Source organism: Curtobacterium flaccumfaciens, from assembly GCF_013359815.1.
Lineage (GTDB): Bacteria > Actinomycetota > Actinomycetes > Actinomycetales > Microbacteriaceae > Curtobacterium > Curtobacterium flaccumfaciens.
This window is the reverse complement of sequence record NZ_JABMCF010000037.1, coordinates 39,564-62,162: the sequence shown is the minus strand read 5'-3', so window position 1 is coordinate 62,162 and position 22,599 is coordinate 39,564. Positions and strand designations below refer to the sequence as shown.

Below are 22,599 nucleotides of genomic sequence, written 5' to 3'. Positions count from 1 at the left end.
GGCCCGCCACGGGCCTCCAGTCCGGTGGTTGGTTGTGGTCTAGAACCCGGCCTTGCCGGTCACGACGGCGCGGCCGACGATCAGCTTCTGGATCTCGTTGGTGCCCTCTTCGAAGCGCTGCGCGCGTGCGTCGCGGTAGACGCGCTCGATGGCGTTGCGCTTCCAGTAGCCCTGCCCGCCGTGCACCTGCAGGGCCTTGTCGGTGACCCGGGCGAGCATGTCGACGGCGACCATCTTCGAGGCGCTGGACAGGGTGCCGGCGTCGGGACGGTCGTCCTCGTAGGCGCGAGCGGCCTCGAGCACCAGGGCGCGTGCTGCGGCGATGTCGGCGTAGTTCTCGGCCAGGTAGAACTGGATCGCCTGCCGTCTGGAGAGCCGCTTGCCGAACGTCTCGCGCTTGTTCGCGTACTCGACGGCGAGCTCGTTCGCACGCTCGGCCAGGCCGACGGCGCTCATCGCGACGGACACGCGACTCGGCAGCAGGAAGCCGCCGAGCGCGACCTCGAGACCCTGGCCCTCGGCGCCGAGCAGGGCGCTCGCCGGCACGGGCACGTCGGTGAAGCGCAGGATCGCGTGGTCGGTGCCGCGGATGCCCATGGTGTCGGAGTCGTCGATCACCTCGGCACCCGGCAGCCCGCTGTTCGGCATGAGGAACGCGACCGTGCCGTCCTGGCCGCTCGTCCCCTCGAGGCGGGCGGCGATGAGCCAGTGGTCGGCCTTGACGCCGAAGGTGATGAGGTGCTTCTCGCCGTTCATCACGTAGGTGTCGCCCTCGCGCCGGACGGTCGTGCGGATGTCCGCTCCGGTGCCCGCGGTGGCCTCGGTCAGGGTGAACGCGACGAGCGTGTCACCGGCGACGGACGGCTTGACGACCTGCTCGATCTGCTCCGGCGTCGCGTAGGGGGCCATCGCGCGCCAGGTGCCGTTGATGACGTGCACGAGCATGCGGATGGAGGCGTGCGAGCGGGAGACGACCTCCATGATCTCGAGGTAGCGCGAGAACGGGATCGCCCGTCCGCCGAGCTCCGTCGGGGCGGCGAGGCTGAGCCACCCGTTCTCCTTGAGCTCCTGGAACAGCTCCGGGGCGACCCGGCCGGTGCGCTCGATCTCGTCCGCCCACTCCTCGCCGGGGCCGCGGACCCACTCGGTGACCTCGGCCTTGAGCTGCTGGAAGGCGGCTTCGTCGAAGCCCGTGCTCGTCTGCTCGACGATCGTCATCGTGTCTCGTTCTCCTTCGTCGCGACGAGCGCGGCCGCCTGCTCGCGCAGGATGTTCTTCTGGACCTTGCCGACCGCGTTGCGCGGCAGCTCGGTGGTGTACTCGAGTCGCTCCGGCCAGTAGTACTTGCTCACGCCGGCCGTGTCGAGGTACTGCTGCATCCCGGCGAAGTCGAGCGGCTCGTCCGCGCGGGCGTTCACGACCCACGCGCAGGCACGCTCACCGAGCCGCTCGTCCGGCATCGCCACGATCGCGACGTCCGTGACCAGCGGGTGCTGGTACAGCAGGTTCTCGATCTCGACGACGGGGATCTTCTCGCCGCCGCGGTTGATGACGTCCTTCACCCGTCCGGTGATCGACAGGAAGCCCTTCTCGTCGACCTTCGCCAGGTCGCCGGTCCGGTACCAGCCGTCCGCGGTGAACACGTCGTCGGTCAGGTCCGGACGGTCGAGGTAGCCCGCGAACATCGTCGGCGAGTGCAGCTCGAAGTTGCCCTCGGTCCCGGCGGGCAGCTCGATCCCCGCGTCGTCGACGATGCGGATCGCGATGCCCGGCAGCGCCCGGCCGTCGTGACCGTACGCGTCGGCGGGGTCGTCGCTCGGGCTGGACAGGGCCCCGAGACACGTCTCGCTCGTCCCGAAGGCGCCCAGGATGGCACTGCCGAGCACCGTGCTCGCCCGCTGGGCCAGTGCGCGGGGCACCGCGGCGCCCGTCGGCACGAAGATCCGGAGCGACTCCGGCTGCGGAGCACCGGCCTCGACCAGGTCGACGAGGTCGGTCAGGAACGGCGTCGCGCACTGCACGAAGGACGCCCGGGCGACGCCGAACGCCTGCTCGAGTGCGACGCGGCCGTCCCACACCGGTTGGATGACCTGCGGGGCACCGAGCCGGAACGCCAGCAGCATGCCGTACAGGAACCCGGTCTGGTGGGCGAGCGGCGACGGGATGTAGATGCGGTCGGCGCTGGTCAGCCCGGACTGCGCCACGTGCATGGCGGTCGCGAGCCCGAGCGTGCGGTGCGGGTGCTGCACGCCCTTCGGCTCCCCCGTGGTGCCGGAGGTGAAGAGCAGCTGGCAGACGTCGTCCGGCCCGGGAGCGTGCGACACGATCTCGTCGACGTCGACGTGCACGGCGGCGAGGGCGTTCTCGAAGTAGCGCCAGTGCCAGTCGCTCGCCACGACCCGTTCCAGGGCGTCGGCGGGCAGCGGCGGCTGGTTCGTCGGGGTGTCCCCCTGCCCGCGGGCCTCGGCGCGGAGCACGATGACGTGCTCGAGCGACAGGCGGCGGTCCTGCGCGGCGGCCTCGTCGATGACGTCGAGGAGTTCGAGCGCGGGACGGCGCTTCCGGAACACGTTCGGCAGGAAGACCACGCGGGCCTTCGAACGCGCCAGCGTCATCGTGGTCTCCCGGGGGCCGAACACCGGCATGATCGGGGTCGCGACGGCGCCGATCTGGATCGCACCGAGGGTGATCGACACGAACTCGCGCCAGTTCGGCAGCTGCATCGCGACGGATTCACCCGTGCGCACGCCGAGTTCGAGCAGCAGGGCGGAGACCCGGTCGGCCTCGTCCTGCAGCTCCTTCCACGTGGTGTTCACGGGCGTCGCACCGCCGACCTCGATCACGGCGAGGCCGTCGGGGTCGGTCTGGGACAGGGCGCGGACCCGCTCGCTCAGGACGAGCGGGTCGGCGTCGACGCCGGCGAGCTCGGGCACGGCGACGGCGGGCTGCGGGACGGTGGGCTGCGCGGCGGCGGCGGGCTGCGCGACCGGCTGGTCGGCGGGCTCGGCTGCCGCCGACGTCTCGAGGTCCTCGGCTGCCGCGCTGACCGGGGGCGTGCCCAGGTGCGTGCGGACCCCGTCGGCCTCGGCGGCGTCGATCCGGTCGTCCCGCGCGACCTGGGCTGCGAGCCGGTCGCCGACGGACATGTCGAGCCCGACGGAGTTCATCGCCTCGAGGAACGTCGGGTAGGAGATCCGGTAGGCACGCGGGTAGGTCAGGCCGGACACCCCGTCGGCACTCGAGGCCGCGACCGCGAGCGACATCAGCACGCGGTGGTCGTTGAACGAGGACATCGGCGCTCCGTGCAGCCCGGCCGCACCGACACCGGTGACCCGCAGCTCGTCCGCGCCCTGCTCGGCACGGCCGCCCATCCGGTTCAGCTGGAGCATCGCCGCCACGCGGTCAGACTCCTTCAGCCGGATGTGCGCCACGTTCCACAGTCGGCTCGTGCCCTCGGCGAACGTGGCCATCGTGGACAGCACGGGCAGCAGGTCCGGGATCGGACGGCAGTCGACGTCGAGCGGCCGGAGGGGGGACCCGTCGTGCTCGATCCGGACGAAGCCGGTCTCCTCGTCGATCCGCATCGGGACACCCATCGCGGTCGCGAGGTCCAGGAACTCGCTCTCCGGGTGGTCGGTCTCGGCCGTCGTCGTGGCCGTCATGCCCCGCAGCAGCACGTTCGACTCGCGGGTGCCGGCCGCCGCGATGCCGAACGCTGCGGAGCCGATGTCGGGCGGGATGACGTAGTCGTGCGGGGTGGCCTGCTGGCCCGCCGGGATCCGGTACTCGAGCCAGTCGTCGGAGACCTCGACCGTCAGGCCGAACTGCCGCATCATCCGCACGGTGAGCTCGACGTAGGGCTGCTCGTTGAGCCGCCCGCCGGTGATGTGGATCCGGGTCTCGTGCTCGGCGAACGGTGCCACCAGCAGCAGCCCGGACACCCACTGCGACAGGGTGCCGGCGATCGTCACGTCACCGCCACGCGGACGCTTCGGCTGCACGGTGACGGGCGGGCAGTCGTTCGTCGCCTCGAGCTCCACCCCCATCTGCGTCAGCGAGGTGAGGAGCGCCTTGATCGGGCGGCGCTGGAAGTACTTCATGCCCGACAGGGTCATCGGACGGTCGGCCAGCGAAGCGAGCCCGGTCATGAAGTAGAGCGTGGTGCCCGAGGACCCCATGTTGAGCAGTCCGTCGGCACCGCGCGAGCCGTGGTCCACGACGTCGGTGGCCTGGTACCGGCCGCCCAGTCCGGTCACGTGGTACGCGTTCCCACGACGCTTGACGTCGACGCCGAGCGCGCGGAGCGTGCCCACGGTCCACTCCACCTGTCGCGTCGCGCTCACCCCGGAGACGACACTCGTCCCCTTCGCGAGCGACGCGAGCACCAGCGCGCGGTGCGCGTGGTACTTCGAGACCGGGATGTCGAGTTCTCCGACGAGCGGGGCGTTCGTCCCGCGCACCACCAACTGCATGCGTACCTCTTCCCTGTAGGAACATTTCAACGGTACGCCCACAGTGGAACTAGTTGCAGGACGATCCGCACGATCGGGACAACGCTTCGTTGTGCGTGTCCGACAAGGACCCGGGCAGGATGGACGGCATGGACATCCGCTTCACCGAGTCCCGCCCGTCGACCATCGGCGTCGAGTGGGAACTCCCCCTGGTCGACCGGTCGACCGGCGACCTCGCTCCCCGCGCCCCCGCCGTCATCGCCGCCGTGCACGAGCGGCTCGGTGACCACGACCGCGTCACCGAGGAGCTGCTGACCAACACGGTCGAGGTCGTCTCGAGCGTCCACGACCGCGTGGGGGCGGCGACGAGCGAGCTGTCCGGCATCATCGGCGAGGTCATCGACGCCGCCGAGCCGCTCGACGCCCAGGTGATGTGCTCGGGCACGCACCCGTTCGCGGTGTGGGACCAGCAGGAGATCACCCCGGACAGCGAGCACTACACGACCCTCATCGACCGCACCCGCTGGTGGGGACGCCAGATGCTCATCTGGGGCGTGCACGTGCACGTCGGCATCGACGACCGCGACAAGGCGGTCCCGATCATGAACGCGATGCTCGCCTACGTCCCGCACCTGCAGGCGTTCACCGCGTCGAGCCCGTTCTGGGGCGGCACCGACACCGGGTACGCCTCGAACCGCGCCCTCATGTTCCAGCAGCTCCCGACCGGCGGGCTCCCGCCGCAGCTCGGCGCCTGGGCGAACTTCGAAGAGGTCGTCGGCGACCTCACGCACACCGGCGTCATCGACGGCGTGAAGGACCTCCGCTGGGACATCCGCCCCTCGCCCGGCTGGGGCACCCTCGAGAACCGGGTGTCCGACGGCATCTCGACCCTGCACGAGGTCGGCGCCGTCACCGCACTCGTGCAGTGCCTGGTCACCGCCTGCTCGGACCGGCTCGACGCCGGTGAGACCCTGCCCACCATGCAGCCGTGGTTCATCCGCGAGAACAAGTGGCGTGCGGCCCGCTACGGCATGGAGGCCGAGATCATCACGAACGTCGCCGGCGACGAGCGGCTCGTGACCGACGAGGTGCACGACCTGGTGCAGCGGCTCGACCCGATCGCCGAGCGGCTCGGCTGCCAGGACGAACTGCACCACCTCGACACGATGATCGAGCGCGGCGCCTCGTACCAGCGGCAGCTGCAGGTCGCGCAGGAGAACGGCGGCGACCTGCGCGCCGTGGTCCGCCACCTGGTGACCGAGTTCCGCGAAGCGCTCTAGCCGCGACCGGCCCGCCCCCGAATCGGGCGCACCTGGTCGAATCGGGCGTACCTGGTCGTTCCTCCCGACCAGGTACGCCCGATTCCACTTTCCACCGCGCGTGCGATGGGAAGGAACGTCGCGGCGCGACCCCCGCGTCCAGTCCGCGCCCACCCACCTGATCGATCCGGGCGTACCTGGTCGAATCGGGCGTACCTGGTCGTTCCTTTCGACCAGGTACGCCCGATTCCTCTTTCCATCGCGCGTGCGATGGGAAGGAACGTCGCGCCGCGACCGGACGACGGACGGGAGGCCCGGTGCCAGCTGGCACCGGGCCTCCCGTCCGTCAGGTGGTCGCGATCGAGAGCCGCGTCAGCGACCCAGGAACTTCTGCAGGGACGCGAGCTCTTCCTCGGTCGGTGCCTTGCCGCCCTTGGCGCCCCCGAGGCCGAGGCCGGACCCCTGCGGGGCCTGCTGCGGCGCAGCCGCCGCGCCGGCCGCGAGGGCCGCGCGCTTGGCGGGGTTGCCCACCTTCGACTTCTTCTTGCCGCCCTGCTGCTGCTTCTTGCCGCCGTGCATGCCCGGGATCGGACCCATGCCCGGCATCTGCGGCACACCACCGCGGGCCACGGTCTTCATCATCTTGGCGGCCTGCTCGAAGCGGTTGACCAGCGCGTTGACCTCGGTGACCGTCGATCCGGCACCGCGGGCGATGCGCAGACGGCGCGAACCGTTCAGGAGCTTCGGGAGCTCGCGCTCCTGGGGCGTCATCGACTGGATGATCGCCTCGGTGCGGACGATCTCGCGCTCGTCGAAGTTGTCGAGCGCCTCGCGCATGCCCTTCGCTCCGGGGAGCATGCCGAGCATGCCCTTGATGGAGCCGGCCTTGCGGAGCTGCTGCATCTGCTGCAGGAAGTCGTTCAGCGTGAAGTTGTCGGTCGCGATCTTGTCCGCGACCTTGCGCGCCTCTTCCTCGTCGAAGGCGCCCTGCGCCTGCTCGATGAGGGACAGGATGTCGCCGAGGTCGAGGATGCGGCTCGCCATGCGGTCCGGGTGGAACGGCTCGAAGTCGTCGAGCGACTCACCCGTCGACGCGAACATGATCGGCCGGCCGGTCACGCTGGCCACCGACAGGGCTGCACCACCGCGGGCGTCACCGTCGAGCTTGGAGAGCACGACACCGGTGAAGTCGACGCCTTCCTGGAACGCACGCGCCGTGTTGACGGCGTCCTGACCGATCATCGCGTCGATGACGAACAGGACCTCGTCGGGGTCGACAGCCTTGCGGATGTTCGCGGCCTGCTTCATCAGCTCGGCATCGACACCGAGTCGACCGGCGGTGTCGACGATGACGGTGTCGTACTGCTGGTCGATCGCGGCCTTGATGGCGTTCTTGGCGACCTTGACCGGGTCGCCGACACCGTTGCCGGGCTCGGGCGCGAAGACGTGCACGCCGGCCTGCTCGCCGACGACCTGCAGCTGCTGCACGGCGTTCGGACGCTGGAGGTCCGCCGCGACGAGCATCGGGGTGTGGCCGTCCTTCTTGAGCCACTTGCCGAGCTTGCCCGCGAGCGTGGTCTTACCGGCACCCTGCAGACCCGCGAGCATGATGACCGTCGGCGGCTTCTTCGCGAACTCGAGCCGTCGCTGCTGCCCACCCAGGATGCCGACGAGTTCCTCGTTGACGATCTGGACGACCTGCTGTGCCGGGTTGAGCGCGCGGTTGACCTCGTCGGAGAGGGCACGCTCGCGCACCGATGCGGTGAACGCCTTGACGACCTCGAGCGCGACGTCGGCGTCGAGGAGCGCCCGCCGGATCTCGCGGACGGTGCCGTCGACGTCGGACGGAGTCAGCCGACCCTTGCTCCGCAGATTGCGGAAGGTCTCGGTCAGCCGATCGGAGAGTGAACCGAATTGCGCCATGATCCGACGATTCTACAAGGCTTCCGCCGACGACACCGGCCCGTTCACCGCAGGAGGACACCCTCGGTCAGTTCGAGCGATGCCCCGAGCCCCACGTCGATGACCACCGGCGCGCTCGACGGGCTCCGGTCACCGGTCGGGAACCAGCGCCGGTCGGGCGACACCAGGATCACGAGACCGTCCACGTCGCCCACCGCCGCGAACGACTCCCCCGGCGGGTTGGCGTACGGCTCGAGACCGGCGCGTCGGAGGGCCTCGACAGCGCCGAGGACGTCGGGGACGGGGACGCCGACCTCGCTGACGGAGACGAGCGGGACGACGGCGCCGGTGCCGGTGCCGGAACCGGTGCCGGAACCGTCGCCGGCGCGCCGGGCGCCCGACTCGAGGTCCCGCCGCTCGATGAGCTCGAGGAGCTGCTGGTCGGGCCCCTCGAAGTAGACCGACCGCGAGTTCCAGTTCGGCGGCCCCTCGAACTCGTCCTGGTCATCGGTACCGAGCACCGTCGTCAGTCCGACGATCCAGGCCTTGGCCGCGTCGAACGTCCCCGTGGGGATCGTGATCGCCAGGTGCAGGGCCCCGGTCATCTCCGGCAGTTCGCGGAACACGAGGAGCGTCGACCCCACCACGATGCGCACCGTGGCGTCGACGATCTCGACCGAGCACCCCAGTCGTTCGTAGAAGCGGGCGGTGTCGGCGAGCGATCGGGTGGCGAGCTGTACCTGTCGGATGTCCATGACTTCATCGGACCATCTCAATCATTGTTGAGGTCAAGCACCCGGTTGTTGGACGCCGTCCAGAAACTGTCGTACGCTCGCCGCATGCCGGAACTCGAGATCGTCCGCCACCACGGCCTGCTCGACTACGCGGACGGCCTCGCCCTGCAGCGAGACCTGCACGCCGACGTCGTCGCCGGCCGCTCCCCCGGGGCCGTCGTCCTCTGCGAGCACCCGTCCGTGTACACCGCCGGACGCCGCACCGAACCGTCCGACCTGCCGACGAACGGCGCCCCGGTCGTCGACACCGACCGTGGTGGACGCATCACCTGGCACGGGCCGGGGCAACTGGTCGCCTACCCGATCGTCCGGCTCGCCGAACCGCTCGACGTCGTCGCCTGGGTGCGCGACCTGGAGCAGGTCGTCATCGACGCCGCGGCTGCCGTCGGCGTGCACGCCGAACGGGTCGCGGGTCGCAGCGGCGCCTGGGTGCCGGGGACGGACGCGTCCCCCGCCGCCAAGGTCGGCGCGATCGGCCTGCACGTCGCCGAGGGCGTGACGAGCCACGGCATCGCGATCAACTGCGACAACGCCCTCGACGCCTACGCCGCGATCGTCCCGTGCGGCATCGCGGACGCCGGGGTCACGACGCTGAGCGCCGCGGCGGCGCACGTGGGGCTCGCTCCCGTGACCGTCGACGACCTCGCACCCCTGGTAGCGCACGGCGTCCAACAGGCCGTCGACGGCATGCACAGCGGCCACCGGATCAGCACGACGACCCCCAGCACCAGCACGAGCACCAGCACCGCGCCCGCCCGACAGGAGACCCTCGTATGACCCTCGCCCCCGAAGGCCGCCGCATGCTCCGGGTCGAGGCCCGGAACGCCGAGACCCCGATCGAGACGAAGCCCGCGTGGATCAAGACCCGTGCCACGCAGGGCCCGGAGTTCCGCGAGCTGTCGAGCCTGGTGCGCGACAAGCAGCTGCACACCGTCTGCCAGGAGGCCGGGTGCCCGAACATCTTCGAGTGCTGGGAAGACCGCGAGGCCACCTTCCTGATCGGCGGCTCGCAGTGCACCCGTCGCTGCGACTTCTGCCAGATCGACACCGGCAAGCCGGAACCGCTCGACCGCGACGAGCCCCGCCGGGTCGCGGACTCCGTCGCGGAGATGGGCCTGCGGTACGCGACCGTGACCGGCGTCGCGCGGGACGACCTGCCCGACGGCGGCTCCTGGCTCTACGCCGAGACCATCCGGGCGATCCACGAACACTCCCCCGGCACCGGCGTCGAGATCCTGGTGCCGGACTTCAACGGGCGTCCGGACCAGCTGGGCCCGGTGTTCGACGCCCGTCCCGAGGTCTTCGCCCACAACGTCGAGACCGTCCCGCGGATCTTCAAGCGGATCCGGCCGGCGTTCACGTTCGAACGGTCCCTGGACGTCATCACCCAGGGCCGCGACGCCGGACTGGTCACGAAGTCGAACCTGATCCTCGGCATGGGCGAGGAGCGCATCGAGATCGAGGACGCCCTGCAGCGCCTCTACGACGCGGGCACGGACATCATCACGCTGACGCAGTACCTCCGACCGTCGCCCCGGCACCTGCCGGTCGCGCGCTGGGTCAAGCCGGAGGAGTTCGTCGAGCTCCGCCAGGTCGCCGAGCAGATGGGCTTCGCCGGAGTGCTGGCCGGACCGCTGGTCCGGTCGTCGTACCGGGCGGGCCGGCTCTGGGCGCGGGCGACGGTGGCCCGCGGCGGTTCGGTTCCCGAGCACCTGGCCCACCTGCTCGACGCGACCCCTGGTCGCCAGGCCGTCTGACGCTCCGGACGACACCCGGACAGACGGGAGGCGCGGTGCCAGCTGGCACCGCGCCTCCTGTCCGTCAGGTGGTGACGACTACTTCGCGTCGGCCTCGACCGACTCCTTCGGCTGGCCGGTCGGGGTGAGCCCGCGCTCCTGGCGGCGCTTCGAGACCACCAGCGACGCGGTCGTGGCGACGGCGATCGTCAGCGCGATGAAGCCCAGCGAGAACCAGATCGGGATCTCCGGCGCCCACTCGATGTGCTCGCCACCGTTGATGAAGGGCAGCTCGTTGACGTGCATGGCGTGGAAGACGAGCTTCACACCGATGAACGCCAGGATGACGGCCAGGCCCTGACCCAGGTAGATGAGGCGCTCGAGCAGCCCGGCGATCAGGAAGTACAGCTGCCGGAGGCCGAGCAGCGAGAACGCGTTCGCCGTGAACACGATGAAGGCGTCCTGCGTCAGCCCGAAGATCGCGGGGATCGAGTCGAGCGCGAACAGCACGTCGGTCAGGCCGATGGCGACCATGACGAGCAGCATCGGGGTGAACAGCCGCTTGCCGTCGACGCGGGTGGTCAGGCGGTCGCCGTCGTAGTGGTCCGAGGTCGGGATGATGCGCTTGAGGATCCGGATGAGCCGGGATTCACCCTCGCTGCCGTGGTCGTTGCCGCTGCGGGCCTGCGACCAGGCGAGCCAGAACAGCAGCGCACCGAACAGGTAGAAGACCCACGAGAAGTTCTCGATGATCGTGACGCCGAGGGCGATGAACACACCGCGGGCGACGAGCGCGATCGCGACGCCGACCAGCAGGACCTTCTGCTGGAACTCCTTCGGCACGGCGAAGCTCGACATGATGATGAGGAAGACGAAGAGGTTGTCGACCGACAACGCCTTCTCGGTCAGCCAGCCGGCGAAGTACTCGCCACCGGCCTGCCCGCCGCCGAACACCAGGATCCCGATGCCGAACAGGATCGCCAGCCCGATGTAGAAGGCCGACCAGAACGCGGATTCGCGGATGTGGGGCACGTGCGGCGTCCGGACGTGCGAGTAGAAGTCGAACACCAGCAGCGCGAGGATGCCGGCGATCGTGATGAGCCAGACGAAGAGTGGGACGTCCACGGTTTCCTTCAGGTAGGGCGCGCCGCTGATGTGTGGGTACGCCGAGGCCTGAAGGTCTCTTCCGTCGTCCCGCACCGGAACCGGTGCCGCACGACCGGCGCCCCGGGGCCGGATCGTTCCGGACCGTACTGACGGGGTCACCGAGAGGGAATACTCCCCTTCGTGATCCCGAGCATACCGGGCACAGCGGACATGTGCCGCGCTCTAAGCTGGGAGCATGGCGAGTTCTTGGTCACTGTCCACACGGCTGCGCGGCCTCTTCCAGCGCAAGACGATCGACGAGACCACGTGGGAGGACCTCGAGACCGCCCTCATCGGCGCCGACTTCGGGCCCGACATCTCCGAGGAGATCATCGAGGACCTGCACGCCCGCGTCGACCGGTACGGCACGACCGACCCCGCCGACCTGCAGCGCATGCTCCGCGAGGTCCTGGAGGAACGGCTCTCGAAGCTCGACACCACCCTGAAGCTCAGCGCGCGGCCCGCCGTGGTGCTCGTCGTCGGGGTGAACGGCGTCGGCAAGACCACGACGATCGGCAAGTTCGCCAAGTTCCTGAAGACCTACGACCGCACGGTGCTCGTCGGGGCGGCGGACACGTTCCGCGCCGCGGCGGTCGAGCAGGTCGCCACCTGGGCCCAGCGCGCCGGGGTCGACGTCGTCCGTCCGTCGCAGCCCGGGCAGGACCCGGCGTCGGTGGCGTACCAGACCGTCGAGAAGGCGATCCGCGACCAGACCGAGATCGTCGTCATCGACACCGCCGGGCGTCTGCACACCAAGGCCGGCCTGATGGACGAGCTCACGAAGATCAAGCGCGTGGTCGAGAAGCAGACCGAGATCAGCGAGGTTCTGCTCGTCCTCGACGCGACGACCGGCCAGAACGGCCTCGCCCAGGCCCAGGCCTTCATCGAGGGCGCCGGTGTGACCGGCCTCGTCATCACGAAGCTCGACGGCTCGGCCAAGGCCGGGTTCGTGCTGAGCGTGCAGGAGAAGACCGGCATCCCGATCAAGCTCATCGGGCAGGGCGAGGGCATCAACGACCTCACGGGCTTCACCCCGCACGTGTTCGTGCAGAACCTCGTCGGCTGAGCGAACGCGATCTCGTCGGCTGAGCGAACGCGTCGGCACGCCGAGGAGTAGCGTCCCTGACGGTCCGGGCATCTGCTCGGTCTCGTTCCAGGGATAGGAGACCCTCATGCCCGCACTGCTGATCATCGCGATCATCGTCGGCCTCGTCCTGCTCTTCAGCGGCATCTTCGTCGGTGCGCTGAAGCTCCTGCTCTGGGTGGGCATCGTGCTCATCCTGCTCGGGATCATCGGCTGGCTGCTCCGGACGATCCGCGGTCGCGCGTAGCGACCCGGCGTCCTGTCCGGACGCACCTGACAGAACGGGAGGCGCGGTGCCAGCTGGCACCGCGCCTCCCGTCTGTCGTGGTCGCGACCAGGGCGCCTACGCGACCGCGTCCGCCGGCTCGCGCTTCTGCACCCGCTGCCCGACGACGGCGGAGACGCCGTCCTGCCGCATCGACACCCCGTACAGGGCGTCGGCGATCTCCATCGTCCGCTTCTGGTGCGTGATGACGATGAGCTGGGACGACTCGCGGAGCCGCTCGAACACGGTCAGCAGGCGGCCGAGGTTGGCGTCGTCGAGTGCCGCCTCGACCTCGTCCATGATGTAGAAAGGCGACGGCCGCGCGGTGAAGATCGCGACGAGGAGCGCCACCGCCGCCAGGGAGCGCTCGCCGCCGGACAGCAGGGTCAGGCGGTCGATCTTCTTGCCGGCGGGCTTCACCTGCACGTCGATCCCGGTGCCGAGCAGGTCGGTCGGGTCGGTCAGGTTGATGGACCCCGAGCCGCCCGGGAACAGGATCGGGAAGATGACGTCGAACGCTTCCTTCGTGTCGTTGAACGCGGACTCGAAGATCGTCTGCATCTTCGTGTCGAGCTCGTCGATGATCGTCAGCAGGTCCGTCCGGGTCTTCTGCAGGTCCTCGAGCTGCTCGGCGAGGAACGCGTGCCGCTGCTCGAGCGCCTGGAACTCCTCGAGCGCGAGCGGGTTCACCTTGCCGAGCTGTCCGAGGTCGCGCTCGGCGGCCTTGAGTCGGCGCTCCTGCTCGGCACGGACGTAGGGCACGGTCCCGACGTCGGCGGGGTCGACCTCGTCGGTGGTGTCGAACTCGGGCAGGGCGGGGCCGCCGGGCAGCGTGGACTCGGCGTCGACGAGGGCCATGTCGTCGTTGCTCGTCTCGGCGTCTTCGTCTGCGTGCGCGTCCGTGTCGGTGTCCGCGCGGTCCGGCTCGGTCACGCCCGCGACTTCGGCCGCGGCGGCCGCGGCTGCGCGCTCCGCCTCGCGGTGCTTCCGCGCGCGCACCCGCGGGTCCACGAGCACGTCGACCGGCACGGGGACGTGCGGCCCGTACTCGGCCACCAGCACTGCTTCCGTCAGCCCGAGCTCGCTCTGCGCCCGGTCGAGGACGCCGGACACGTGCAGCTTCTTCTCGTAGATCTCCATCTCGAGCGAGTGCACGCCGTCGGTGATGGTCTGCAGGCGGTCCCGGAGTTCGCGCTCCTCGTTGCGGATGGTCTGCAGCTCGGTGTTGCGCTTCGACCGCTCGGCTTCTTCCGTCGCCAGCTGCACCCGGGCCTCGGCCAGCGAACGGTCGACCGCACCGAGCACCCCGGGCAGGTCGGCGAGCACGGCTTCCGCGGTCCGGATCTGGCCGCGTCGGATGACGGCGAGCCGCGCGGCCTCCTCGGCGGCGGCGCGCTCCGCCTCGAGCTGGCGTTCGAGCTGGTCGGCGCGGTTCCGTTCGGCGCGCACCCGCTCGCGCACGGTCTCGACCTGGATCCGCTGCTCGACCTCGGCGGCACGTGCGGCTTCGAGCGCGTCCTGCAGCGCGGGACGCTCGGACGCGTCGACCACGGGACGCTCCTGCTCGGTGAAGGCCCGGTGCGCCGACTCGGCCTCGGCCAGCACCGCCTCGGCGGTCTCGACGGCGCCGTCGGTCTCGGCCAGCGCGGCACGCAGCCGTTCGACCTCGGCCGCGGCGTTCTCCGCCTTCGCCCGCGTCGACGCACTCGTGCGGTCGTACTCGGCCTTCGCCCGCGTGTACGCGCGGGATGCTGCGTCGGCCTCGTCCGCACGGCGGCGTGCGTCCTCGACGGCACTGCGTGCGGCCTGGAGGCCCGTGGCCGCGTCCTCGGCGTCGGTCGCGATCGCGTCGCGGCGCGTCACGGCGTCGTCGCGCTCCGCGACGAGCTCGATGCGCGAGGTCACGCGCTCCCCGCCGCCGGTCACGCGGACCGCGCGGACGAGGTCTCCGGACCGCGTGACCACCGTGGCGTGCGGGGCGGCCGTGAGCACCGCCTCCAGGTCGAGGTCGTCGGTCTCCGCGACCAGCGTGTCCCGCAGGATCGACGCGAGCGCCGGCGGTCCCTGCACCAGGTCCGTGGCACGGCGGACGCCGGTCGGCAGGGTCTCGGGCAGGGCGGTGGTGACGGCTGCGGCATCCGCGACGACGACGTCGATCCGGCCGAGGTCAGCAGCACGGGCGTGGTCGACCGCGTCGAGCGCCGCACCGCGGTCGTCGGCGAGGACGGCGTCGGCGAGTCCCTCGAGCGCGGTGGCGATCGCGGCCTCGAACCCGGGCGACACCGTCAGGCTGTCGGCCAGGCGACCGACGATGCCCGCGCGACCGGCGTCGATCAGGGCCTGCGAACCGTCGCGGACCTCGATCGACATGCCGAGCGCGGTGACCCTGGCGTCGAGGGCGTCCCGCTCGCGTTCGAGGGCGTGGAGGCGGTCGCGCTGCTCGTCGCGCGTGGTCTGGGCCCGTTCGAGCTCGGCGCGCGCCTGCTCCAGGGTCTGCGCGAGCGCGGTCTCGTCGACGCCCTCGGACGGATCGACACCGAGTTCGGCGAGGGCCGCCGCGGCACGCTCGGCACGCTCCCCTGCCTCGGCCAGAGCCCGCTCCCGGCGCTCGCGGTCGGCGACGGCGGAACCGCGCTTCGACCGGGCGACGTCGACGGCGCTGGCGAGCCGCTGCGCCTCGAGGTCGTGCTGCGAGACCCGGGCTGCCTGGGCGGCGATGCGTTCGTCGAGGGTGTCCAGCGCGGCGCGGGCGTCCTGCACCGCGCGGGCGGTCGTCGCCGAGCCGCCCTGCATCTCGTCGGCGCGGGCGGCGAGGCGGTCGGCCTCGGCACGGACCCCGGCGACCTGCTCCTGGGTGACGGTGGGCCCCTGCTGCGGGGCGTCGGCCTGCTGCGCGAGGAACATCAGGCGCTGGTTCGCCAGGCTCGACAGGCCACGGAGGCGCTCCTGCACGCTCTCGAGCCGGTGCACGACGGTGCGGGCACGGTCGACGTCGTCGCCGACCATGCTCTGCTCGACGTGCTGCTGGCGCACCCGGGTCTGGTCGAGCCGCTCGGTCAGGACGATGCGCTCGGACTTGCGGCCCGCCTCGACCTCCTGGTGGTCGTGCAGCTCGCGGCGCAGGCGCACCACGTCGTCGGCCAGGATTCGGGCCTTGGCGTCGCGGAAGACCGCGGCCACCGACTGGGCCTTGCGCGCGACCTCGGCCTGGCGCCCGAGGGGCTTCAGCTGCCGCCGGATCTCACCGGCCAGGTCGGACAGGCGGGTCAGGTTCGTCTGCATCGCGTCGAGCTTGCGGAGGGTCTTCTCCTTGCGGCGACGGTGCTTCAGGATCCCCGCGGCCTCCTCGATGAAGCCGCGGCGGTCCTCGGGGGTGGCGTGCAGCACCTTGTCGAGCTGCCCCTGCCCGACGATGACGTGCATCTCACGGCCGAGGCCGGTGTCGCTCAGCAGCTCCTGCACGTCGAGCAGCCGGCAGTTCTCGCCGTTGATGGCGTACTCGCTGCCACCGTTGCGGAACAGCGTGCGCGCGATCGTCACCTCGGAGTACTCGATCGGCAGCAGACCGTCGCTGTTGTCGATGGTCAGCAGCACCTGGGCCCGACCGAGCGGACCGCGGGTCGAGGTGCCGGCGAAGATGACGTCCTCCATCTTGCCGCCGCGCAGGGTCTTCGCACCCTGCTCCCCCATCACCCAGGCCAGGGCGTCCACCACGTTCGACTTGCCGGAGCCGTTCGGGCCGACGATGCACGTCACGCCCGGCTCGAACGCGAACGTCGTCGGCTGCGCGAAGGACTTGAACCCCTTGATGGTCAGGCTCTTCAAGTACATGCGGTCTCCGGATGCTCTGGTTGGCGTCAGGCTAACGCGTGCGGGCGCGGGGACGGGGTTGGCACACGGGGCAGATGTGGCTCGACCGGTTCATGAAGGCCTCGCGCACGATCGTCGTGCCGCAGCGTGGACACGGCTTCCCCTGCTGCCCGTAGACGTTCAGGCGCTGCGAGAAGTACCCGGACTGCCCGTTGACGTTGACGTACTGGGCATCGAAGCTCGTGCCGCCGTCCTCGAGCGCCCGGCGCAGGATGGCGCGGACCTCGTCGAGCAGGCGTCGCAGGTCGGCACGGGTGAGGCGGTCGGCGGCGCGGTCGTAGTGCAGCTTCGCGGCCCAGAGCGACTCGTCGGCGTAGATGTTGCCGATGCCGCTCACGACGCCCTGGTCGAGCAGCACCCGCTTGATGCCGCTCGAACGCTTCCGGGCCATCGCGGTGAACCGGTCGTCGTCGAACGCGGGGTCGAGCGGGTCACGGGCGATGTGCGACACCTGCCCGGGCACCCACCGGCGCCACACGGCATCGGGGTCGATCGCGTCGACCTGCCCGCCGAACCCGGCCGGAGCACCGTCGATCGTCGGCACCATCGCGTCGATCGCCATCGAGCCGAACGTGCGCTGGTCGACGAACTCGAGTTCCACCGGGGGCTCCGCCGCACCCGAGCGGTCGGTGCCCGCGGGCTGCACGTCGATGAGGATCCGACGGTGCTTGGCCGCCGGTCGACCACGGCCGAGCAGGATCTGCCCGCTCATGCCGAGGTGGGCGACGAGTGCCTCGGGGCGGTCCCCGTCGTGCTCGGGCTGCAGCGGCATCCAGAGGAACTTGCCCCGGCGGACGGCAGCGGCGATCGTGCGACCGGTCAGTCGGTCGGCGAAGTCCTCGGCGGGGCCGTCGTGCCGGGTGAGGGCACGGTCGTCGACCACGTCGACGTGCAGGACCCGCGCGCCGCCGACGGCGGGTTCGAGGCCGGCGCGGACGACCTCGACCTCGGGGAGTTCGGGCACGCGGTCAGGCCGCTCGGCCGGACAGCCGGGTCCAGGCGTCGAGCGCGGCGGCCATCTCGGCGGCCTTCTTGCTCGACCCGGTGCCGGTGGCGATGTCCTCGCCCTGCAGGACGACCGTCGCCATGAAGGTCTTGTCGTGGTCCGGGCCGGTCTCGGTGACGCGGTACGCCGGGTTGCCGAGCGAGCGGCTCGAGGCGAGCTCCTGCAGGCTCGTCTTCGGGTCCATCGCGGCGCCGAAGCGGTCCGGGTCGATCATGAGCGGTTCGACCAGGCGGAGCACGAGCTCGGTGGCCGGGTCGGGGCCTGCCGACAGGTACGTCGCGCCGATGACGGCTTCGACGGTGTCGGCCAGGATCGACGACTTGTCGCGCCCGCCGGTCTGTTCCTCGCCCTTGCCGAGGCGCAGGTAGCGGCCGAGCCCGATCATCCGGGCGATCTCGGCCAGCGCCACGGTCGACACCAGGCTCGCTCGACGCTTGGCGAGGTCACCCTCGTCGAGGTCGGGGAACGACCGGTAGAGCTTCACAGTCACGGCCTGGCCGAGGATCGAGTCCCCGAGGAACTCGAGGCGCTCGTTGTGCTTGATGCCCCCGTGCTCGTAGGCGTAGGAGCGGTGCGTCAGGGCGAGCTGGAGCAGCTCGAGGTCGATGTCGGCCCCGAGGATGCCCTGCAGACGAACGACGTCCGGCCCCGCGGGGCGAGACCCCGCAGCGCCGGACGTTGTCGTCATGCGTTCGGTCCGATCAGACGTCGGCGACCTTGCGGCCCTTGTACTCCATGTACAGGGGCGTGCCGGCCGAGTCCTCGACGACCTTCGCGCGGTGCGGGAGGCTGTAGGTGACCTGACCGTTCTCGATCGTCTTCACGAGCTGGATCGGCGTGGCCTTCCACTGCGAACGACGGGCGTGCGTGTTCGCACGGGACTGCTTGCGCTTGGGAACGGCCATGGTGAATCTCTTTCGGTTGGTCGGTGGTCGGTACGGGGGCTGGCGGTGTCGGGACCTACTCGGTCTCGGCCCGCTCCTCGCCCTCGGTGGTCTTCGGTGCGGTGGTGTCACCGTCGGTGCTGTCGTCGAGCTCGATCGCGCTGAGCGCTGCCCAGCGGGGATCCAGCACCTGACGAGCGGGCTGCTCGCCGAGGTCGGCCAGACGCTCGCCCGTCACCGGGTCGAGTCCTGGGCAGTCCGGTCGGCAGACCGGCTGGAACGGCAGCGACAGCACCACCGCATCTCGAACGACCTGTTCGGTGTCCACGTGGTCATCGCGAACGAAGAAGTCGAAATCCTCCGAGGCATCATACGCGAACAGCTCGGCGAAATCGACCTCGATCGGTTCGCTGATGTCGATGAGGCAGCGCGAGCACTCCCCCGTGGCGTCGGCCGAAGCGTGTCCGGACACGAGGACGCCCTCGTGCAGGCCTTCGAGCTTGACGTCGATGTGCAGTTCGGCACCCTGTCGGACGCCGATCAGACCGGCCCCCATCGCGTCGGGCACCTCGATGTCGAGCGAGTGCTCGCGCATCTCACCCGGCCGGTGCGCGAGGTCGCGCACGCGCAGGGCGTAGGGGCTGTTCACGGGGGAAGACACGATCGACAAGCCTAGCGCGATCGGGGCCGAGAGTCGAGGTGGGGACAGGCGTGTCCGGACGCGGTGGGGCGCAGTGCGCGTGCTGGGCGGACTGGGCGGGCGTTCTCAGCGGGTGTGCTCAGCGGGCCGCGAGCGCTTCGGCGACCGTCTTCGGCACGTAGGGCGTGACGTCACCGCCGAGGGACGACACCTGGCGGATCAGCGAGCTCGACACGTGCGCCCGCGACGCCTCGGGCAGCAGGAACACCGTCTCGACGTCGGCCAGGTGCCGGTTCATGATGGCCATCGGCGTCTCGTACGCGACGTCCTCGCCGGACCGCACGCCCTTCACCAGGACCTTCGCCCCGACCTGCCGGCAGTAGTCGACCAGCAGCCCGGACGTCCACTCGCCCACCGTGACCGTCGCAGGCGCGCCGACCTCGACCAGCGAGTCCCTGATGAGCCGCACCCGGTCGACCGCCTCGAACATCGCCGGCTTCTTGTCGGGGTTGTGCACCACGAGGACGTGCACCTCGTCGAAGAGCCCGGCCGCGCGGCCGATGACGTCGAGGTGCCCGAGGGTGACGGGGTCGAAGGAACCGGGGACCACCGCGATCTGCGCCATGGCAGCGACGATACCGCCCTCGAGGCTGTGCCCCGGGGTCAGTTCTTGCCGAGGAACGCCGCGTCGGACTCGTCGAGACGCCGGGCGAGGGCGTCGCGGAGGGCCGGGGACCCCTCGAGCTCGGGATCGGGTTCGAGCACGCGCTCCGCTTCTTCCCGCGCGTCGACGATGAGGTCGGCGTGCTCGACCACCCGGAGCAGGTTGAGCGAGGACCGCCCACCGGACTGCCGTTCACCCAGGACGTCGCCCTCGCGCCGGAGCTCGAGGTCGACCCGGGCGAGCTCGAACCCGTCGTCCGAGGCGGCCACGGCGTCCACGCGCTCGCGCGAGGTCGTCTCGAGCTCGGCCGTGGTGACGAGCAGGCAGACACCGGCCCACTGCCCGCGGCCGATGCGACCGCGCAGCTGGTGGAGCTGCGAGACCCCGAACCGGTCGGCGTCGAGGACGGCCATCATCGCCGCGTTCGGCACGTCGACGCCGACCTCGATCACGGTGGTCGCCACGACCACGTCGAGGTCGCCAGCGGCGAAGGAGGTCATCACGCGGTCCTTCTCGTCGGCGGTCATCCGGCCGTGCAGGACCGCGATCGAGCGCCCTTCGAGCACGGGCATGGTGCGCATCCGCTCGGCGGTGGCGAGCACGGTCGCCGGGGCACGCTTCGGGGTGTCGTCCTCGCCCTCGGCCGGCTCCGGCTCGCCGTCGTCCTCGGTGTGGGCGTCGTCGATGGCCGGGCAGACGACGAACGCCTGGCGGCCCTTAGCCAGTTCCTCGGCCATGCGGGACCAGATCCGGGGTTCCCACCCGGGGTGCTCCGCCAGCGGGACCGTGAAGGTCTCGACGCCGGCGCGCCCCGACGGCATGCCCGTGATGGTCGAGACGTCGAGGTCGCCGAACACCGTCATCGCGACGGTGCGCGGGATCGGCGTCGCGGTGAGCACGAGCACGTGCGGCGGGGTCGTGCCCTTGGTGCGGAGGGCCTCGCGCTGCTCGACACCGAAGCGGTGCTGTTCGTCGACCACCACGAGCCCCAGCTCGGCGAAGTCCACCCGGTCGCCCAGGAGCGCGTGGGTGCCGACGACCAGCCGTGAGCTGCCCGACACCGCCGCGAGCAAGGCACGGCGACGTTCGTCGGTGGACTGCGACCCGGTCAGGATCACCGGTCGGAGCTCGGCGGCCAGGTCCGGACCGAGGAACTTCACGATGGAGCGCAGGTGCTGGGCAGCCAGCACCTCGGTCGGGGCGATGAGCGCGGACTGGCCGCCTGACTCGGCCACCGTGAGCATCGCCCGGATCGCCACGAGGGTCTTACCGGACCCGACCTCGCCCTGGACCAACCGGTGCATGGGCCAGGTGCGGGCGAGGTCCTGGTCGATGTCGGCACCGACGGCCCGCTGGTCGTCCGTCAGCGTGAAGGGCAGGGTGGCGTCGAAGCGCTCGAGGATGCCACCGGGGGCGGCCACACGCGGGGTGGCAGCGGTGCGACGGGCCGCGATCCGGCGCTGCACCAGGGCGGTCTGCAGCACGAACGCCTCGCGGTAGCGCAGGGCGTCCTGCGCGCGCTTGAAGTCCGCGACCTTCTCGGGGCGGTGCAGCAGCTCGAGGGCACGGCGGAACGGCACGAGGTCGAGCCGGGACCGCGCGGACGCCGGCACCGGGTCGGGCAGGTCCGGCAGGGTGTCGAGGACGATCCCGATGGACTTCGCGATCTGCCAGGACGTGAGCGAGGCCGTCGCCGGGTAGATCGGGATCGGCTGGCGCGACCACCGGATCGCTTCGTCGGAACCGGGCTCCGCCGTGGCGCGGGGGTCGTCGGGGTCGAACAGCTCGTAGTCGGGGTGGGCGAGCTGCCGGGCACCCCGGTAGTCGCTGACCTTGCCGGAGAAGATGCCCCGCGCGCCGGGGACGAGGTCCTTCGTGCGCCACCCCTGGTTGAAGAACGTGAGGGTGAGCAGGCCCTTGCCGTCGCCGATCTTCGCTTCGAGGATCGAGCCGCGGCGCGCGCGCATGGTGCGTTCACGGACGTCGACCACCTCGGCCACGATGGTGACCGGTTCGCCGATCGCGAGCGAGTCGAGGGCGGTCAGTGCCCCACGCTCGGCGTAGCGGCGGGGCGCGTGCTCGAGGAACTCCCCCACCGTGCGGTAGCCGAAGGCCTTCTCGATCGCGGTCGCCGTCCGACCGCCGAGCACGTTCGCGAGCCGCGCGTCGAGCGGCGCCGGACCGAGGTCGGGCGCGGCCGGCGCAGCGGGGGTTCCGGAGGTGACCACGCTCCAACGGTACCGGGCACGACCGACCCCACCCGTGCCTCCCGAGCGGCCTGTGGAGAACACCGGACCGCACCCGTCGGGCCGATACGGTGGCTGCATGACCCGCATCATCGCCGGCGCCGCCGGCTCCCTGACGCTCCGGGTGCCGAAGTCCGGCACCCGCCCGACGAGCGACCGCGTGCGCGAGGCGCTGTTCTCGTCGCTCGAGGCACGGGGGCTCGTCGAGGCCACGTCGGTGGCCGACCTGTACGCGGGCACGGGCGCGCTCGGGCTCGAGGCGGCGTCCCGCGGTGCGGCCGAGGTGGTCCTGGTCGACCGGGCGTCCGCCGCCGCGCAGGCCTGCCGGGCGAACGCGAAGGCCGTGCAGCAGCGGGTGCCGGGCGTCCGGATCGACGTGCAGCCGCAGCCGGTGCTCGGGTACCTGCGCGGGACCGTCCGTACCTTCGACCTGGTGTTCATCGACCCGCCCTACGACGTCACCGAGCACGAGCTCGCCGAGGTGCTCGAGGCCCTGGCGCCGAAGCTGACGCCGGATGCCGTCGTGGTGGTGGAGCGGAGCAAGCGCTCCCCTGAGCCCACCTGGCCGGCGGGGCTCGCGCCGTTCAGCAAGCGCAGCTACGGCGAGACCGTCGCGTGGGAGGCCGTCGCCGCCGGCTGAGGCAGCCGGTAA

18 protein-coding genes are annotated in these 22,599 nt (G+C 71.0%); 6 read left to right on the top strand and 12 right to left on the bottom strand.

All coding sequences use genetic code 11. The features are described 5' to 3' along the window. Positions 1 to 39: 39 nt before the first annotated feature. A complete protein-coding gene (locus HP445_RS10620; protein WP_128780078.1) occupies positions 40 to 1,218 on the bottom strand; it encodes an acyl-CoA dehydrogenase family protein in 1,179 nt (392 codons plus the stop codon). Next, positions 1,215 to 4,472 (bottom strand): 3-phosphoshikimate 1-carboxyvinyltransferase, encoded by a 3,258-nt coding sequence (aroA, locus tag HP445_RS10615; RefSeq protein WP_128780079.1) that lies wholly within the window; start codon positions 4,470 to 4,472, stop codon positions 1,215 to 1,217. The genes HP445_RS10620 and aroA overlap by 4 nt, the downstream gene beginning before the upstream one ends. A 119-nt stretch (positions 4,473 to 4,591) precedes the next feature. On the opposite strand from aroA, the gene HP445_RS10610 reads away from it, so the two are divergent. Next, a complete protein-coding gene (locus tag HP445_RS10610) occupies positions 4,592 to 5,731 on the top strand; it encodes a glutamate--cysteine ligase (protein ID WP_175330811.1) in 1,140 nt (379 codons plus the stop codon). A 351-nt stretch (positions 5,732 to 6,082) separates the two neighbouring features. Here HP445_RS10610 and ffh read toward each other — a convergent pair whose 3' ends face one another. Continuing rightward, on the bottom strand, positions 6,083 to 7,633 hold the full coding sequence (gene ffh / locus HP445_RS10605; protein WP_027465889.1) for a signal recognition particle protein: 1,551 nt from the start codon (positions 7,631 to 7,633) through the stop codon (positions 6,083 to 6,085). A gap of 44 nt (positions 7,634 to 7,677) precedes the next feature. Then, positions 7,678 to 8,367: a VOC family protein gene (locus HP445_RS10600; RefSeq protein ID WP_128780080.1), complete on the bottom strand. Its 690-nt coding sequence runs from the start codon at positions 8,365 to 8,367 to the stop codon at positions 7,678 to 7,680. 84 nt (positions 8,368 to 8,451) lie between these two features. On the opposite strand from HP445_RS10600, the gene lipB reads away from it, so the two are divergent. Next, complete coding sequence (gene lipB, locus HP445_RS10595) at positions 8,452 to 9,183, top strand: lipoyl(octanoyl) transferase LipB (RefSeq protein WP_128780081.1); 732 nt, start codon at positions 8,452 to 8,454, stop codon at positions 9,181 to 9,183. Further along, positions 9,180 to 10,163, top strand: coding sequence for a lipoyl synthase (gene lipA, locus HP445_RS10590; protein WP_111023966.1), 984 nt, complete (start codon positions 9,180 to 9,182; stop codon positions 10,161 to 10,163). Before lipB ends, lipA begins: the two co-directional genes overlap by 4 nt. A gap of 78 nt (positions 10,164 to 10,241) precedes the next feature. On the opposite strand, the gene HP445_RS10585 is transcribed toward lipA, so the two are convergent. Then, on the bottom strand, positions 10,242 to 11,267 hold the full coding sequence (locus HP445_RS10585; protein WP_110859106.1) for a TerC family protein: 1,026 nt from the start codon (positions 11,265 to 11,267) through the stop codon (positions 10,242 to 10,244). Positions 11,268 to 11,484: 217 nt separating this feature from the next. Between HP445_RS10585 and ftsY the strand changes: the two genes are divergently transcribed. Continuing rightward, complete coding sequence (gene ftsY / locus HP445_RS10580; RefSeq protein WP_017888268.1) at positions 11,485 to 12,354, top strand: signal recognition particle-docking protein FtsY; 870 nt, start codon at positions 11,485 to 11,487, stop codon at positions 12,352 to 12,354. A 106-nt stretch (positions 12,355 to 12,460) separates the two neighbouring features. Next, on the top strand, positions 12,461 to 12,619 hold the full coding sequence (locus HP445_RS10575; RefSeq protein ID WP_017888269.1) for a hypothetical protein: 159 nt from the start codon (positions 12,461 to 12,463) through the stop codon (positions 12,617 to 12,619). A 96-nt stretch (positions 12,620 to 12,715) separates the two neighbouring features. On the opposite strand, the gene HP445_RS10570 is transcribed toward HP445_RS10575, so the two are convergent. From HP445_RS10570 to HP445_RS10540, 7 genes are all read right to left on the bottom strand, one after another. After that, entirely contained in the window at positions 12,716 to 16,468 is a 3,753-nt protein-coding gene (locus HP445_RS10570) for an AAA family ATPase (RefSeq protein ID WP_128780082.1), read from the bottom strand. A gap of 31 nt (positions 16,469 to 16,499) precedes the next feature. Continuing rightward, positions 16,500 to 17,471, bottom strand: coding sequence for a bifunctional DNA-formamidopyrimidine glycosylase/DNA-(apurinic or apyrimidinic site) lyase (mutM, locus tag HP445_RS10565; RefSeq protein ID WP_128780083.1), 972 nt, complete (start codon positions 17,469 to 17,471; stop codon positions 16,500 to 16,502). Positions 17,472 to 17,475: 4 nt separating this feature from the next. Continuing rightward, complete coding sequence (rnc, locus tag HP445_RS10560) at positions 17,476 to 18,201, bottom strand: ribonuclease III (RefSeq protein WP_173034235.1); 726 nt, start codon at positions 18,199 to 18,201, stop codon at positions 17,476 to 17,478. Between the two features lie 13 nt (positions 18,202 to 18,214). Then, the gene (rpmF, locus tag HP445_RS10555; protein WP_017888273.1) at positions 18,215 to 18,418 is read right to left on the bottom strand and encodes a 50S ribosomal protein L32; all 204 of its coding nucleotides are present in this window, start codon (positions 18,416 to 18,418) and stop codon (positions 18,215 to 18,217) included. A 55-nt stretch (positions 18,419 to 18,473) separates the two neighbouring features. Beyond that, complete coding sequence (locus tag HP445_RS10550; protein WP_071405664.1) at positions 18,474 to 19,046, bottom strand: YceD family protein; 573 nt, start codon at positions 19,044 to 19,046, stop codon at positions 18,474 to 18,476. Positions 19,047 to 19,176: 130 nt separating this feature from the next. Beyond that, positions 19,177 to 19,662 carry a pantetheine-phosphate adenylyltransferase gene (gene coaD / locus HP445_RS10545; RefSeq protein ID WP_128780084.1) on the bottom strand — a complete coding sequence of 162 codons (486 nt, stop codon included), beginning with the start codon at positions 19,660 to 19,662 and terminating at the stop codon, positions 19,177 to 19,179. A 38-nt stretch (positions 19,663 to 19,700) separates the two neighbouring features. Further along, a complete protein-coding gene (locus tag HP445_RS10540) occupies positions 19,701 to 21,929 on the bottom strand; it encodes an ATP-dependent DNA helicase RecG (RefSeq protein WP_241660370.1) in 2,229 nt (742 codons plus the stop codon). A gap of 97 nt (positions 21,930 to 22,026) precedes the next feature. On the opposite strand from HP445_RS10540, the gene HP445_RS10535 reads away from it, so the two are divergent. Continuing rightward, positions 22,027 to 22,587, top strand: coding sequence for an RsmD family RNA methyltransferase (locus HP445_RS10535; RefSeq protein WP_027465899.1), 561 nt, complete (start codon positions 22,027 to 22,029; stop codon positions 22,585 to 22,587). Positions 22,588 to 22,599: the final 12 nt, after the last annotated feature.